This window comes from Shimia sp. MIT910701 (assembly GCF_047126315.1).
In the GTDB taxonomy this organism is placed as follows: Bacteria; Pseudomonadota; Alphaproteobacteria; order Rhodobacterales; family Rhodobacteraceae; genus Shimia.
On record NZ_CP138953.1, the window covers coordinates 205602 to 218636 of the forward strand.

Sequence of the window (13035 nt, forward strand, 5' to 3'; positions counted from 1 at the left end):
AACAAGACCAAAAGGGACGGACCCCATGGACACCACAGCATCCCGTGGCCTCGCCACCAAAGACATCGTCTACATCGCTCTCTTCGCTGCTCTGACAGCAGCACTGGGCCTGATGCCACCAATCCACTTTGCTGGCGCGGCCCTACCTCCAATTTCCGCTCAGTCTCTGGGTGTGATGCTGGCTGGCGCCGTTCTCGGCTCAAAACGCGGCGGCCTTGCTCTGCTGTTGTTCATCGGTCTGGTGGCGGTTGGCCTACCGCTTCTTTCCGGTGGACGCGGCGGCTTTGGCGTGCTGATGGGCACCTCCGGCGGCTTCCTACTGGTCTGGCCTCTGTGTGCCTACATCATCGGCTATCTGATGGAAAAAGACACCGCTGCCAACGCCATCAAAACCGGCCTTTATGTGGCTTTTGGTGGCATCGTCGTCATGTATGCTGCAGGTATCCCGTGGATGGCCTTCATCGGCAAACTGGGCCTCACCAAATCCCTCACCATCATGGTGGCCTACATCCCCGGCGATCTGGTAAAGGTGGTACTGGCGACGATCATCGCCCGCGGTCTGCGCCGCGCCTACCCAAACCTCTGAGGACGCGGTTGCCTTTACGACACGCATTAGATCACCACGCACGCCAGCGCTCAGACGCGCTGGCGGTTGCTATTTCAGACACGCGCCTTACCTACGGCGCACTGTATGACCGGCTCAAACAACTTCACGCTGCGCTCAGCAAGCTGCCCCTGCAACCCCGCCCTGACCTGCCGCTACCAGACGGCGCCCGCAATTTTGCCCTCTCTATCGGCAATCACGCGCAAGCGCCCACACTGCTCGCAGCGGCGCTTGCCACGCCGCACGCCGTGACCCTGCTGGACCCACATTGGCCTGACGCGCTGCACCAACGTGTGCTCGCAAAACTGCCGCCTGACGCGCTGTTCTGCCTCTCAAGCCAAACCGGCCTGATCGATGCCGCCAAACGTCTCGGCATCCCGGCCATCTGTGTGGACACCGACGCATTTGAGACCTTCCTTGCCGCGCCCGAAGACATCCCTTTCACCGATCCGCGCGCGATTTTTATGGTCGGTTTCACCTCCGGCACCACATCTGAGCCCAAAGCCTTCGCACGCGCCCGTCACAGCTGGCGCGCCTCGCTTGACGCCAGCCGCCTTGCCTTTGCCTTGACCGAGCAGAGCCACACCTTTGTGCCCGGCCCACTGTCCCACGGCATCACACTCTATGCGCTCGCGGAAACCCTTGAGCTTGGCGCCACCTTTCACGCCTTGCCAAAATTTGACCTCGCCGAGGCCCACCGCGCCATGGCCCACACCCGCCGCATCGTCGCCGTGCCCAGCCTGCTTGGCGCGCTCTGTCGCGATAAACCGCTAGATCAGATTGTCGAAATCACCACCGCCGGAGCCAAACTCGATCCCGCCTTGCTCGAGAAAGCCCGCACCTTCTTCCCACGCGCCCGCATCCACGAGTACTACGGCGCCAGCGAACTTGGATTTGTCAGCCTCAACACCCACGGCCGCGAAAGCTCTTCGGCACCAGCCTACTCAGTGGGGCGTCCCTTCCCGCATGTGGAGCTCTCCTTGCGCCAGAATGGACAAGAAGTCGCCCAAGGCGAGCCCGGAACCATCTTTGTCCGCGGCGACCTGGCCATCGACGGCTACCTCTGGGGCGGCCGCAACTCCGGTTTCCGCCGCGAAGGCCCCTGGGCCACGGTCGGCGACGTTGGCAAGCTGAACTACGACGGCAGCCTCAGCCTCCTGGGGCGCGAGGGCGGCATGGTCATCACCGCAGGTCACAACGTCTACCCGCAAGAAATCGAAACCGCGCTGGCCGAAATCCCCGGCATCAACGGGGCGGCTGTTTTGGGCGTCGCCCATCAATCGCGCGGGCAGGAACTGGTCGCCATCCTCAACGGCGACACGCCGCTAGACGAAATCAAATCCCAACTCGCCATCCGCCTGCCGCGCTACAAACTGCCCAGGCACTTCTACCGGCTTAGCGACTGGCCCTTGACCACCTCCGGCAAACCCGACCGCGGTCGCCTCCTGTCGTGGCTACACAAAAAGGACCCGCGCCTTGTCCCCGCCACTGGCTGACCTGCTGCCTGACGATCGCCAGCCGGTGGTCATCGCCGCCCGCCGCAGCGCCATTGGCCGCGCTGGCGGCATGTTTGCCAGCCTTGATGTCGAAGACCTCGCCGCCCCCGTCATGATGGCCACGCTCGCGGATGCCAACGTCACGCCAGACCAAATCGACGACGTCATCCTCGGCAACGCCGCAGGCCCCGGTGGCAACATCGCCCGCCTCTCCGCCCTGCACGCAGGCTTCCCCACATCCATCCCAGGCGTCACCGTCGACCGCCAATGTGGCTCCGGCCTGGAAGCGGTGATGATGGCCTGCCACCTGATCATGGCCGGCGCGGGCACCACCTACCTCGCAGGCGGGGTCGAAAGCCAATCCCGCGCGCCCCTACGCGCCCTACCCGCGAGCGGCACTCTGCCGGAACACAGCTACACCCGCGCCCGCTTCTCTCCCGAAGCCATCGGCGACCCGGAAATGGGCGCCGCCGCTGACACGGTTGCCCACCAGTTCAACATCTCCCGAGAGCGCCAAGACGCCTTCGCCTTGCGCTCCCAACAGCGCGCCGCGCAAGCCCAAGACGCAGGTGCCTTTGACGCCGAAATTGTCCCTATCGCTGGCCACGCCACCGACGAGTGCATCCGCGACACGATGACAGCCGAGCGTCTCGCCCGCCTACGTCCGGCCTTTAGCACAGATGGCACCGTCACCGTCGGCAACGCCTGCCCTCTCAACGACGGCGCCGCCACCGTACTTGTCACGACAGCCCAAAACGCCCGCGCCCTCGGCCACGCCAAAGCCCTCGCCTACCTCGGCGGCGCCTCCGCGGGTGTGGACCCCAATGTCCTCGGCATTGGCCCCGTCGCCAGCACGCAAAAGCTCCTACGCCAAAACCCAAGCCTATCGCTCAACGATCTCACGCACCTCGAATTCAACGAAGCTTTTGCATCCCAAGTCCTCGCCAGCCTCCACGCTCTGGCCATCGACGAAAGCCTACCCAACCAGCAAGGCGGTGCCATCGCCCTCGGCCACCCTTTCGGCGCTTCCGGCACCATCCTCGTCACCCGCCTCTTCAGCCAACTCATCCGCCAAAACGCCACTGAAAACGCCCTCGCCATGGCCATGATCGGCATCGGCGGCGGCCAAGGCCTCACCGCAGCCTTCTCCCCCATAACCCTCTGAACGGCTTGAGCCCACAACGGCTCATTGCCATAGTCCTCCCAACACAAAGGACATCTTATGGCCAATTCCCTCATCACCTCCGAAGTCCCTTTTGACCAAGACGGCAAACACACCGGCTTCCTGCGTGTGCCGCATTCGGTGACCTCCTCCGCCTACGGCTGGCTCCCGATCCCGATCTGCGTGATCCAAAACGGCACTGGCCCGACGCTACTCATTTCCGCAGGCAACCACGGCGACGAATACGAAGGCCAGATCGCCGTCACAAAACTGATCCAGAGCCTTGAAGAAAAAGACATCCAAGGTCGCCTGATCCTGCTCCCCACGGCCAACGCCCCCGCCGCCGAGGCCGGCACCCGCACCTCCCCCATCGACAACGGCAACCTCAACCGGTCCTTCCCAGGTGACCCAGCAGGCACACCCACCCAAATGATCGCGCACTACGTCGAAGAGGTCTTGCTGCCCATGTGTGACTACACCGTCGACCTGCACTCCGGCGGCACCTCGCTGCACTACCCCGCCACCCTCTTGCGCGGCCCCGCCCACACTCCCGAAGAAGAAGCCGGTCTCAACCTGCTCTCGGACGCATTTGACCTGCCTTACGCATGGGTCTTCACCGGCGGCGGCGGCAAATCCTCCACCGCACGCACCGCCATGGGCGCAGCTAACCGCAAAGGCGTGATCAACGTCATGGCCGAACTTGGCGGCGGCGGCACCATCACACCCGACATCTTGGCAGACACCGAACGCGGCCTGCAACGTATCCTGCACGCACTCCAAATGCTCCCCGCCTATGAACCAGGCGCCCCACGCGGCACCCGCGCGCTAAACGCCCAAGGCTCTGTCTTTGCCTATGACAGCGGCCTGTTGGAACTCCTCAAAGACATCGGCAATCCGGTCACAAAAGGCGACACTATCGCCCTGATCCACGACCCCGCCACCCCCTGGCGCGCGCCAATCCCCGTGACCTCGCCTTACGAAGGCATCGTCCTGGCCAAACGCCACCTGACCCAAGTCAAACGCGGCGACGCCGTTGTGCAAATCGCACAAGACGCGTCTTAGTTCGCTTTCTCATTCCCCAAATATCTCGGGGAGGAGGCGCAGCGCGCCGGAGGGGCTGGCCCCTCATTCCAACATCGCCACAAACAAAAACGGGGCCGCCCCTGCGACCCCGTCTTAATCTCATACCAAGCGACTGGCTTATTCGTCGTCTTCGTCCAGCATCCGCACCGCGCCTAGCGAGGCGTTGGACACATGCGCCGCATAGACTTTCAGCGCTTTGGACACCGCCCGCGGCCGCCCTTCGGCTTTCCAGAACTTCTTATCCGCCTGCGGGTGGTTGTCACGCCGGCGCTGAAGCTCTTCGTCACTCACATCCAGATGAATGGTCCGGTTTGGCACGGAGATTTTGATCTTGTCGCCATCTTCCACCAGACCAATCACACCTTTCTCAGCCGCTTCCGGCGAGGCGTGGCCAATCGACAAACCCGCGGTCCCGCCAGAGAACCGCCCATCGGTCAGCAGCGCACAGGTGGTGTCGAGCTTCTTGGATTTCAGATAAGCGGTTGGGTAGAGCATCTCCTGCATGCCCGGCCCGCCCTTGGGGCCTTCATAGCGGATCACCACCACAGAATAGGGTTTCACCTCATTCTGCAGAATGCCGTGCATCGCGTCTTCCATGCTCTCAAACACCTTCGCGGTGCCCTCGAACTCATACATCTCTTTGATCACACCGGCGGTTTTCAGGATGCAACCCTGCTCCGCGATGTTGCCAAACAGCACGCACAGGCCACCTTCCTGGGAATAGGCATTCGCGAAGTCGCGCACGCAGCCGTCTTCAATATCCAGATCCAGCTCAGTATACATCCGTGACTGGCTAAAGGCCTGCGTCGTGCGCACACCTCCCGGCGCCGCAATGAACAGATCGCGCGCTTCATTGCCAGCGCTCTCGCGGCGCACATCCCACTTGTCGATGAATTCACCCATGGTGCGCTCATGCACGGTCGCGCAATCGCGGTGGATTTTGCCTTCGCGTTCCAGCTCGCCCATGATCCGCGCAATCCCGCCAGCGCGGTGCACATCTTCCATGTGGTACTTCGGTGTTGAAGGCGCCACTTTGCTCAAGTGCGGAATCTCACGGCTCAGACGGTCCATGTCGGCCATGGTGAAATTCACGCCACCCTCATGGGCAATCGCAAGCAGGTGCAGAACGGTGTTCGTGGAGCCACCCATGGCAATATCGAGCGCCATCGCGTTTTCAAAGGCTTTGAAGGTCGCAATGCCACGCGGCAGTGCGGTCTCATCACCCTCTTTGTACCAGCGCTCACACAGCTCAATGATCTTGTGACCGGCTTCTTCAAACAGCCCACGACGCTTAGAGTGTGTCGCCAACAGCGAACCGTTGCCCGGCAGCGCCAGACCCAGCGCTTCCGCCAGACAGTTCATCGAGTTTGCAGTGAACATCCCGGAACAAGAGCCACAGGTTGGACACGCAGACCGTTCCAGCTTGTCCACTTCCTCCTGGCTGCGGTCTTCATCGGTCGCGCCGACAATGGCGGTCACCAGGTCCGCCTTGTGCTCCCCGTCCTTCAGGATCACCTTACCGGCTTCCATCGGGCCACCGGACACAAAGATCGCCGGAATGTTCAGGCGCATCGCCGCCATCAACATGCCGGGTGTGATCTTGTCACAGTTGGAAATACACACCAACGCGTCCGCACAATGCGCGTTCGCCATATACTCCACCGAGTCGGCAATCACTTCGCGCGACGGCAGCGAATAGAGCATCCCATCGTGGCCCATGGCAATGCCATCATCCACCGCAATGGTGTTCATCTCTTTGGCCACACCACCGGCTTTCTCAATCTCACGCGCCACCAACTGGCCCATGTCTTTGAGGTGCACGTGACCGGGCACAAACTCGGTGAAGGAGTTGACCACCGCCACAATCGGCTTGCCAAAGTCCTCGGTTTTCATACCTGTCGCACGCCATAGCGCACGGGCGGCGGCCATACGGCGGCCGAAGGTCGAGGTTTTGGAACGAAGATCAGGCATCTTATGCACTCCTGCGGATGGCTTGGGCGCCCCATCGCGCCGCTTGCGTGTCTGGACAGAACGGGTGCCATCCAAAAGAGGGGAATGCAAGAGAGTCCGGAAAGAATGTTACTCAAAATCGCGCGCAAAGCTTCCACAAAGAACGATGCCTGTGTCTTGGGCGCAATCCGCCGGACAAAATCACCCCAATGCCACCGCCTGCGCGAGAAAACCCGCACAGCCCTTCGCCTCGATGTCCGCCACACTGCGCAGTTTCAGATGCCGCCGCGCCTTGCCACCGCCTTCAAGCATTCCATCTGGATCGCTCAACCGCGCCCCATGAGAGAACTCAAAGGACACATGCGGCTTGTAGCCGAAATATCCCCCTACCGCGGTGGCTGCGACACCGGACTCGCGCTCCAACATCTGCCCGCCATACATGCGGCGCCCGTGAAGCTCTGGCGCCACTTCGGCCACCATTTCCTCCAAGGCGTCTATGATGGCAGCTTGCGTGGTCCCGTCCATCTCAGCCCTCCAGTTTCATCGGCGTGGCAATTTCCACCAAACAGCCGTTGAGATCCCGCACATAGGAAATCGTCTGCCCCCAAGGCACCTCATGCGGCTTGCTCACTGGTGAACACCCCGCCGCCAGCGCCTTCTCAAATGCCGCAGGTACGTCCTCAGTGATAAAGCAAATCTCCCACCCCGCCGGAATGGCACTCTTCTCATTGGGCGCAAAGGCCAAGCCATCCAGCTCAATCACCTCCTCGGCGGAAAACGACAGCACCGTGTCCCCGGTCTCCATCTCCGCATAAAGCGTGCTTTCATGCATAAACCGCTGGGTCAGGCCAAAGGCCGTCTCATAAAACACCACCGTCTCCGGCACGTTCTTCACATAAATAATTGTGTATCCAAGCTTCATATCAAACACCTCACATTGGTTGGCCTAGACCTAAGCCCCCCAACATCAATGCGCTTGAAGAAATCGGACATCGCCTTCTTGAGCCGCGCGGTTTCCCCACAGACCGCCGGACACATCCGGCCGGATCAAGCCCTCGGGAATGGCTGACGGCACAAACCCGCCAAACCGCCGCATGGCCCGCGTCATATGCGCCTGATCCGCATAGCCCGCCTCAAACGCCGCGTCCGACAGCGACCCGCCTGCCTCACACACCAAGCGCAACGCCCGATGAAACTGTACCAACGATGCGTAGGTTTTCACCGAAAGCCCCACCGTGCCTGCAAACATCCGGTTCAAATGCCGCGTCGAGCACCCTGCTCGCGCCGCCAGCTCCGTCACAGAAAACCGCCCGCCCGTCAGGTGCAATCGACGCACGGTCTCCCCCACTCGATACCCCTCCGGCGACAAGGGCCTACCTTCCACAAAACGCACTAAAGCTTGTCGCAAGTCCTTTGCCGATACGCCTGCCACGCAAAGCCCCGCCGGTTCCGGCACCAATGCCTCCGCCTCATCCTCCAAGGCCACCTGATTTTTCGCGTGCGCCAAAGCGTCGCCCCAAAGCACACCGCCCCGCTCCGGACGCAACCGCACGCCAATCCACCGATCCCCGGCCTCAAATTCCACCCAATAAGGCTGCGTCGCAGGTCCGGTCACCACCAACCGTGGCACCACGGTTGGGTCCGCATTAAACCGTACAATCACATCACAGCGCCCATCCGGCAGGATCAAACTGCGCCCTGCGCGCGGCTCCTCATGGCGCCACACCGCCTCCATGCTGCGCGCCTGTTGCGGCGTATACACCCGCTCCTGATACCCATCTGGTAGACGCACGCTAAATCCTCATCCAATCGTCAACCGCGCCAACAGCTCGGTGGCATTCTTCACTTGGAACCGTTTGTGCAGCCGTGCGCGCACATCCTCAATGGTCCGTGGCGACAGCCCCAACTCGCGCGCAATCTCCTTGCTGGTCAGCCCGCGCCCCAAGCCGCCCACCACCTGCCGCTCCCGCGCCGTAAGCGACACCGGCGGCCCTTCGTGAATGGCGGCAAATGTCATCACCAGCCGCGCCAGTGGATCATCCGGCGTCAGCGTCTGCGCACGAAATCGGCACCATACCTGCCCGCCATCCCGCTGCCGCACCATGCGCTCATCACTATAGGCGTGGTCCTGCATCAACGGTTTCAACCCAATGTCCCGCACCTGCTCAAACTCTTCTGTGCTGTCATACAGCAGGCGAAAGGACTGCCCCACCAAGGCCTCTTTCTCATAGCCCACCAACCGCGCAAACCCCTGATTGCATGCGCGAATAGCCCGCTGTTCAGCCATTACAATGCCCACAGGCGCGGCCTCAAACGCAAGCTGATCCCAATCCATTTACGTCCCCCTAACCGTAATCCTACGGTATTGATACCGTAACCGCCTCCGCGCCACTCTGACCACACCTGTGTCCGCACGATTTGCAAAAACGTTCCGTCGCAGGCCCCACAAAAACCGCCGCACTGCGCAAGAGGCCCGCCACTATGCCCATCGACACCGACCGCCTGATGATCCGCATCGAGTCCATGCGCGACGAGCTGGTGCAGCTAACCCAGGACCTGATCCGCATCCCCACACTAAACCCACCGGGCGAGTGTTACCGCGACATCTGCGATTATCTCGACACCCGCCTGACCCGCCACGGCTTTGACACCCAACTGGTCCGCGCCCACGGCGCTCCGGGCGACAGCGACAAATACCCCCGCTGGAACATCATCGCCCATAAATCCGGCCACCACCCTGGCGAATGTGTACATTTCAACAGCCACACCGATGTGGTCGAAGTGGGCCACGGTTGGACCTTTGATCCCTTTGGCGGCGAGATCAGTGACGGCAAAATCTACGGCCGCGGGGCCTGTGATATGAAAGGCGGCCTTGCCGCGTCGATCATCGCCGCCGAAGCCTTCATCGCCGAATTCCCTGACTTCCACGGCAGCATCGAAATCTCCGGCACGGCGGACGAAGAATCCGGCGGCTACGGCGGCGTGGCCTATCTGGCGGAACAGGGCTTTTTTGCCCCCGAACGCGTGCAACACGTGATTATCCCGGAACCCCTGCACAAAGACCGCATCTGCCTCGGCCATCGCGGCGGCTGGTGGGCCGAGATCGAGACCTTTGGCGAAATTGCTCATGGCTCCATGCCATTTCTGGGTGACTGCGCCGTGCGCCACATGGGCGCGGTGATCGACAAGTTTGAGAGCGACCTCTATCCCGCCATGGCCGCGCGGCGTACAGATATGCCGGTGGTGCCCGAAGGCGCGCGCAGCTCCACCATGAACATCAACTCGATCCACGGCGGCCAGGCCGAACAGGCCGAAGACTTCGACGGATTGCCCGCCCACTGCGTGCCGGACAGCTGCCGCATCGTGATCGACCGCCGCTATCTGGCCGAGGAAAACCACGCCCAGGTCGAAGGCGAAGTCCGGTCCCTGCTGGATGACCTCTCCGCCCAGCGCGAGAACTTCCGCTATGACATGCGCGAGCTCAACCACGTCGCCCCATCGATGACCGACCGCAAAGCCCCCGTAGTGACCACCGTGGACCGCGCCATTCAGGACATTTTGGGGAAGACCCCGGATTATGTCGCAAGTCCCGGCACTTACGACCAGAAACATATTGATCGCATCGGCAAGCTCAGCAACTGTATCGCCTACGGGCCGGGTATTCTGGAGATGGCCCACAAGCCTGACGAATACATCGGCATCGACGACATGATCGACAGCGCCAAGGTTATGGCCCACAGCCTGACTCAGCTGCTGCTACCACAAGACAAGAACTCGGCTTAAGGCCCAATAATCATAAAAAGCAAACAGTTAAGGGAGAGAGACACAATGACATTTTTCACGTCACGACTGGCCAGTGCCAGCGCCGCTGCACTGATTGCAGGGACACTGGCCGCACAAGCCGCGCAAACCGACATCACTGTTGCCATGCAACTGGAGCCGCCGCATCTGGACCCAACCTCTGCCGCCGCTGGCGCGATTGACAGTGTGCTTTATGCCAATGTCTTTGAAGGTCTCACTCGTTTTGCCTCCGACGGCTCGATCATCCCCGGCCTCGCCAAAAGCTGGGAAATTTCTGAAGACGGCCTGACCTACACCTTCATGCTGAACGACGGCGTGACCTTCCACGACGGCTCCGCCATGGACGGCGAGGATGTGAAATTCTCGCTGGACCGCGCCCGCGCAGAAGACAGCGCCAACGCGCAAAAAGCGCTCTTTGCCGGCATCACCGAAGTGACCGTGGTCGATCCGCTGACCGTCAAAGTCACGCTTGATGGCCCCAATGGCGACTTCCTGTTCAACATGGCCTGGGGCGACGCCGTGATTGTCGCGTCCGAAAGCATCGACAACATCAAGACCACCCCCATCGGTACAGGCGCGTTCAAGTTTGCGGATTGGGTACAAGGCGACAAGATCACGCTCACCCGCAACGACGCCTACTGGGGCACGCCTGCGACACTCACCGATGTGACCTTCAAATTCATCTCCGATCCCACAGCCGCCATGGCCGCAATGATGGCCGAAGACATTGACGTCTTTGCAGGCTTCCCAACCCCAGAGGCGCTGCCGCAGTTTGAAGCCGATCCACGTTTCCAAGTGCTGGTTGGCAACTCCGAAGGCGAGACCATCCTGTCGACCAACAACAAGATGCCGCCACTGGATGACGTGAAAGTGCGCAAGGCCATCGCCCACGCAATTGACCGTCAGGCCATCATTGATGGCGCGATGTTTGGCCTCGGCACACCAATTGGCACGCACTTTGCTCCGCATCACCCGGACTACGTCGACCTGACCGGCAACTCAGCCTATGATCCCGAACAGTCTAAGAAACTGCTTGCCGAAGCAGGCTATCCCGATGGCTTCACCACCACGTTGAAACTGCCGCCGCCCTCTTATGCCCGCCGTGGTGGCGAAATCATCGCCGCGCAACTGCGTGCCGTTGGCATCAACACCGAAATCTCCAATCTGGAGTGGGCGCAGTGGCTGGAGCAGGTCTTCCGCGGCAAGGACTTTGGCCTGACCATTGTCAGCCACACCGAACCCAACGACATCGGCATCTACGGCCGCCCGGATTATTACTTCCAGTATGACAATCCGCAGTTCCAGCAGATCATGGAAACCTTGAACAAAGCCACCATCCCGGCAGAGCGCACCGCCCTGCGCAAAGTCGCGCAGACCATGATCGCCGAAGACTATGTCAATGGTTACTTGTTCCAGCTGGCGTTCCCAACCGTAGCGAAAGCTGGTGTGCAGGGCCTCTGGCTCAACGCGCCAACCCAAGCCACCGACCTGACCGCCGTAAGCTGGTCAGAGTAACACCCCCCGCGCTGGGGCCACATCATGTGGCTCCGGCGCAAATCCAATCGAAAGCCGCTGCCATGATCGAGCATATCCCCGCAGGCACCCTGCCCAGCCGCAAAGCACCATCAGAGTATTTCACCGGCGACGTGCGCATGGATCTGATCACAGAAAGCCGCCCCCCTTCTCAAGTTTTTGCCGCCCGCGTCACCTTTGAACCCGGCGCGCGCACCGCATGGCACACCCATCCCGTGGGCCAAATCCTGCATGTGCTCTCTGGCGTTGGCCTGATTGCGCTGCGCGGCGAAGCCCCGCGCACCATCCGCCCCGGCGACAGCATCTGGATCGAACCCGGCGTCGAGCATTGGCACGGCGCCACACCCGACACCGCCATGTCCCACATGGCCATCCAACAGGTCGAAGACGGCTCCGGTGCCACATGGCTCGAACACGTTTCCGACGACGACTACCTCAAGCCCCCAACCTGACGGCCCATGCTCCGCTACACTCTCAAACGCGCCCTGTCTCTGGGCCTTAGCCTCGTGGTGGCCTCGCTGGTGATCTTCTTCGTGATCGAAGTGGTACCCGGCGACCCTGCCAGCTTTATGCTTGGCCTCAACGCCCAACCGGACACCATTGCCGCCCTGCGCAGTGAACTGGGGCTGGATGTCTCCAAACTGGAGCGCTACCTCGTCTGGGTCGGCGGCATGTTGCAAGGGGATTTTGGCACCTCCTACACCTATAGCACCCCCGTGACCGAGATGATTGGCGACCGCATTTGGGTCTCCCTGCCTCTGGCCCTCTACGCGCTCACGCTCTCCACCCTAATCGCCTTCCCGGCAGGCATCTACGCTGCCTCCCGTCGTGGCAAACCCGGTGACATGGCCGTCATGGGTGCCACTCAACTGGGCATCGCGGTGCCGAACTTCTGGTTCGCCATGATGCTGGTGCTGATCTTCGCCATCAACCTGCGCTGGTTCTCTGCCGGCGGTTTTGCCGGTTGGGACAAAGGCGCCGCCGCCGCCATGAAATCGCTGACCCTGCCCGCCATCGCACTGGCCTTGCCGCAATCCGCTATCCTCGCCCGCGTCATGCGCTCTGCCCTGTTGGATGTGCTGGGCGAAGACTTCATGCGCACCGCCCGCGCCAAAGGCCTGACCCGCCGCCAAGCCTTGATGCGCCATGGCCTGCGCAACGCCATGATCCCCGTGCTGACCATCATCGGCATGCAATTCTCATTCCTGCTCGCCGGCGCCATCATCATCGAACAGGTCTTCTTCCTGCCCGGCCTTGGCCGCCTGATCTTCCAATCCATCTCCGCCCGCGATCTGATCGTGGTGGAAAGCGTGGTCATGCTGCTTGTGTTTCTGGTGATCCTCGTGACCTTCCTTGTCGACCTCGCCTATGCCGCCGTCGACCCCCGCCTGAGGTCTCGCACATGA

At 61.5% G+C, this 13035-nt stretch carries 13 protein-coding genes; 8 read left to right on the forward strand and 5 right to left on the reverse strand.

Features of this window, described 5'->3' with window-relative positions:
* Positions 1 to 25: 25 nt before the first annotated feature.
* The 4 genes from SIB38_RS00970 to SIB38_RS00985 are packed head-to-tail and all read left to right on the forward strand — an operon-like array spanning position 26 to position 4324.
* On the forward strand, positions 26 to 586 hold the full coding sequence (locus tag SIB38_RS00970) for a biotin transporter BioY (protein ID WP_294116898.1): 561 nt from the start codon (positions 26 to 28) through the stop codon (positions 584 to 586).
* A gap of 8 nt (positions 587 to 594) precedes the next feature.
* Positions 595 to 2100, forward strand: coding sequence for an AMP-binding protein (locus SIB38_RS00975; RefSeq protein ID WP_294116899.1), 1506 nt, complete (start codon positions 595 to 597; stop codon positions 2098 to 2100).
* The gene (locus tag SIB38_RS00980; RefSeq protein ID WP_294116900.1) at positions 2081 to 3265 is read left to right on the forward strand and encodes a thiolase family protein; all 1185 of its coding nucleotides are present in this window, start codon (positions 2081 to 2083) and stop codon (positions 3263 to 3265) included. Before SIB38_RS00975 ends, SIB38_RS00980 begins: the two co-directional genes overlap by 20 nt.
* 57 nt (positions 3266 to 3322) lie before the next feature.
* A complete protein-coding gene (locus SIB38_RS00985) occupies positions 3323 to 4324 on the forward strand; it encodes a succinylglutamate desuccinylase/aspartoacylase family protein (RefSeq protein ID WP_412551160.1) in 1002 nt (333 codons plus the stop codon).
* Between the two features lie 138 nt (positions 4325 to 4462).
* On the opposite strand, the gene ilvD is transcribed toward SIB38_RS00985, so the two are convergent.
* From ilvD to SIB38_RS01010, 5 genes are all read right to left on the reverse strand, one after another.
* Positions 4463 to 6316 (reverse strand): dihydroxy-acid dehydratase, encoded by a 1854-nt coding sequence (gene ilvD, locus SIB38_RS00990; protein WP_294116903.1) that lies wholly within the window; start codon positions 6314 to 6316, stop codon positions 4463 to 4465.
* Positions 6317 to 6496: 180 nt separating this feature from the next.
* Positions 6497 to 6820: a DUF1801 domain-containing protein gene (locus tag SIB38_RS00995; protein WP_412551161.1), complete on the reverse strand. Its 324-nt coding sequence runs from the start codon at positions 6818 to 6820 to the stop codon at positions 6497 to 6499.
* Position 6821: 1 nt separating this feature from the next.
* On the reverse strand, positions 6822 to 7217 hold the full coding sequence (locus SIB38_RS01000) for a VOC family protein (protein WP_294116908.1): 396 nt from the start codon (positions 7215 to 7217) through the stop codon (positions 6822 to 6824).
* A 45-nt stretch (positions 7218 to 7262) separates the two neighbouring features.
* Entirely contained in the window at positions 7263 to 8087 is an 825-nt protein-coding gene (locus SIB38_RS01005) for a helix-turn-helix domain-containing protein (RefSeq protein ID WP_294116910.1), read from the reverse strand.
* A gap of 9 nt (positions 8088 to 8096) precedes the next feature.
* The gene (locus SIB38_RS01010; RefSeq protein ID WP_412551162.1) at positions 8097 to 8630 is read right to left on the reverse strand and encodes a LuxR C-terminal-related transcriptional regulator; all 534 of its coding nucleotides are present in this window, start codon (positions 8628 to 8630) and stop codon (positions 8097 to 8099) included.
* A gap of 146 nt (positions 8631 to 8776) precedes the next feature.
* Here SIB38_RS01010 and SIB38_RS01015 point away from each other — a divergent pair, with 146 nt between their 5' ends.
* From SIB38_RS01015 to SIB38_RS01030, 4 genes are all read left to right on the forward strand, one after another.
* Positions 8777 to 10078 (forward strand): acetylornithine deacetylase/succinyl-diaminopimelate desuccinylase family protein, encoded by a 1302-nt coding sequence (locus SIB38_RS01015; RefSeq protein WP_294116914.1) that lies wholly within the window; start codon positions 8777 to 8779, stop codon positions 10076 to 10078.
* Between the two features lie 45 nt (positions 10079 to 10123).
* Complete coding sequence (locus SIB38_RS01020; RefSeq protein ID WP_412551163.1) at positions 10124 to 11611, forward strand: ABC transporter substrate-binding protein; 1488 nt, start codon at positions 10124 to 10126, stop codon at positions 11609 to 11611.
* Between the two features lie 62 nt (positions 11612 to 11673).
* Positions 11674 to 12081: a cupin domain-containing protein gene (locus tag SIB38_RS01025; protein ID WP_294116920.1), complete on the forward strand. Its 408-nt coding sequence runs from the start codon at positions 11674 to 11676 to the stop codon at positions 12079 to 12081.
* A gap of 6 nt (positions 12082 to 12087) precedes the next feature.
* Positions 12088 to 13035 carry an ABC transporter permease gene (locus SIB38_RS01030; protein ID WP_294116921.1) on the forward strand — a complete coding sequence of 316 codons (948 nt, stop codon included), beginning with the start codon at positions 12088 to 12090 and terminating at the stop codon, positions 13033 to 13035.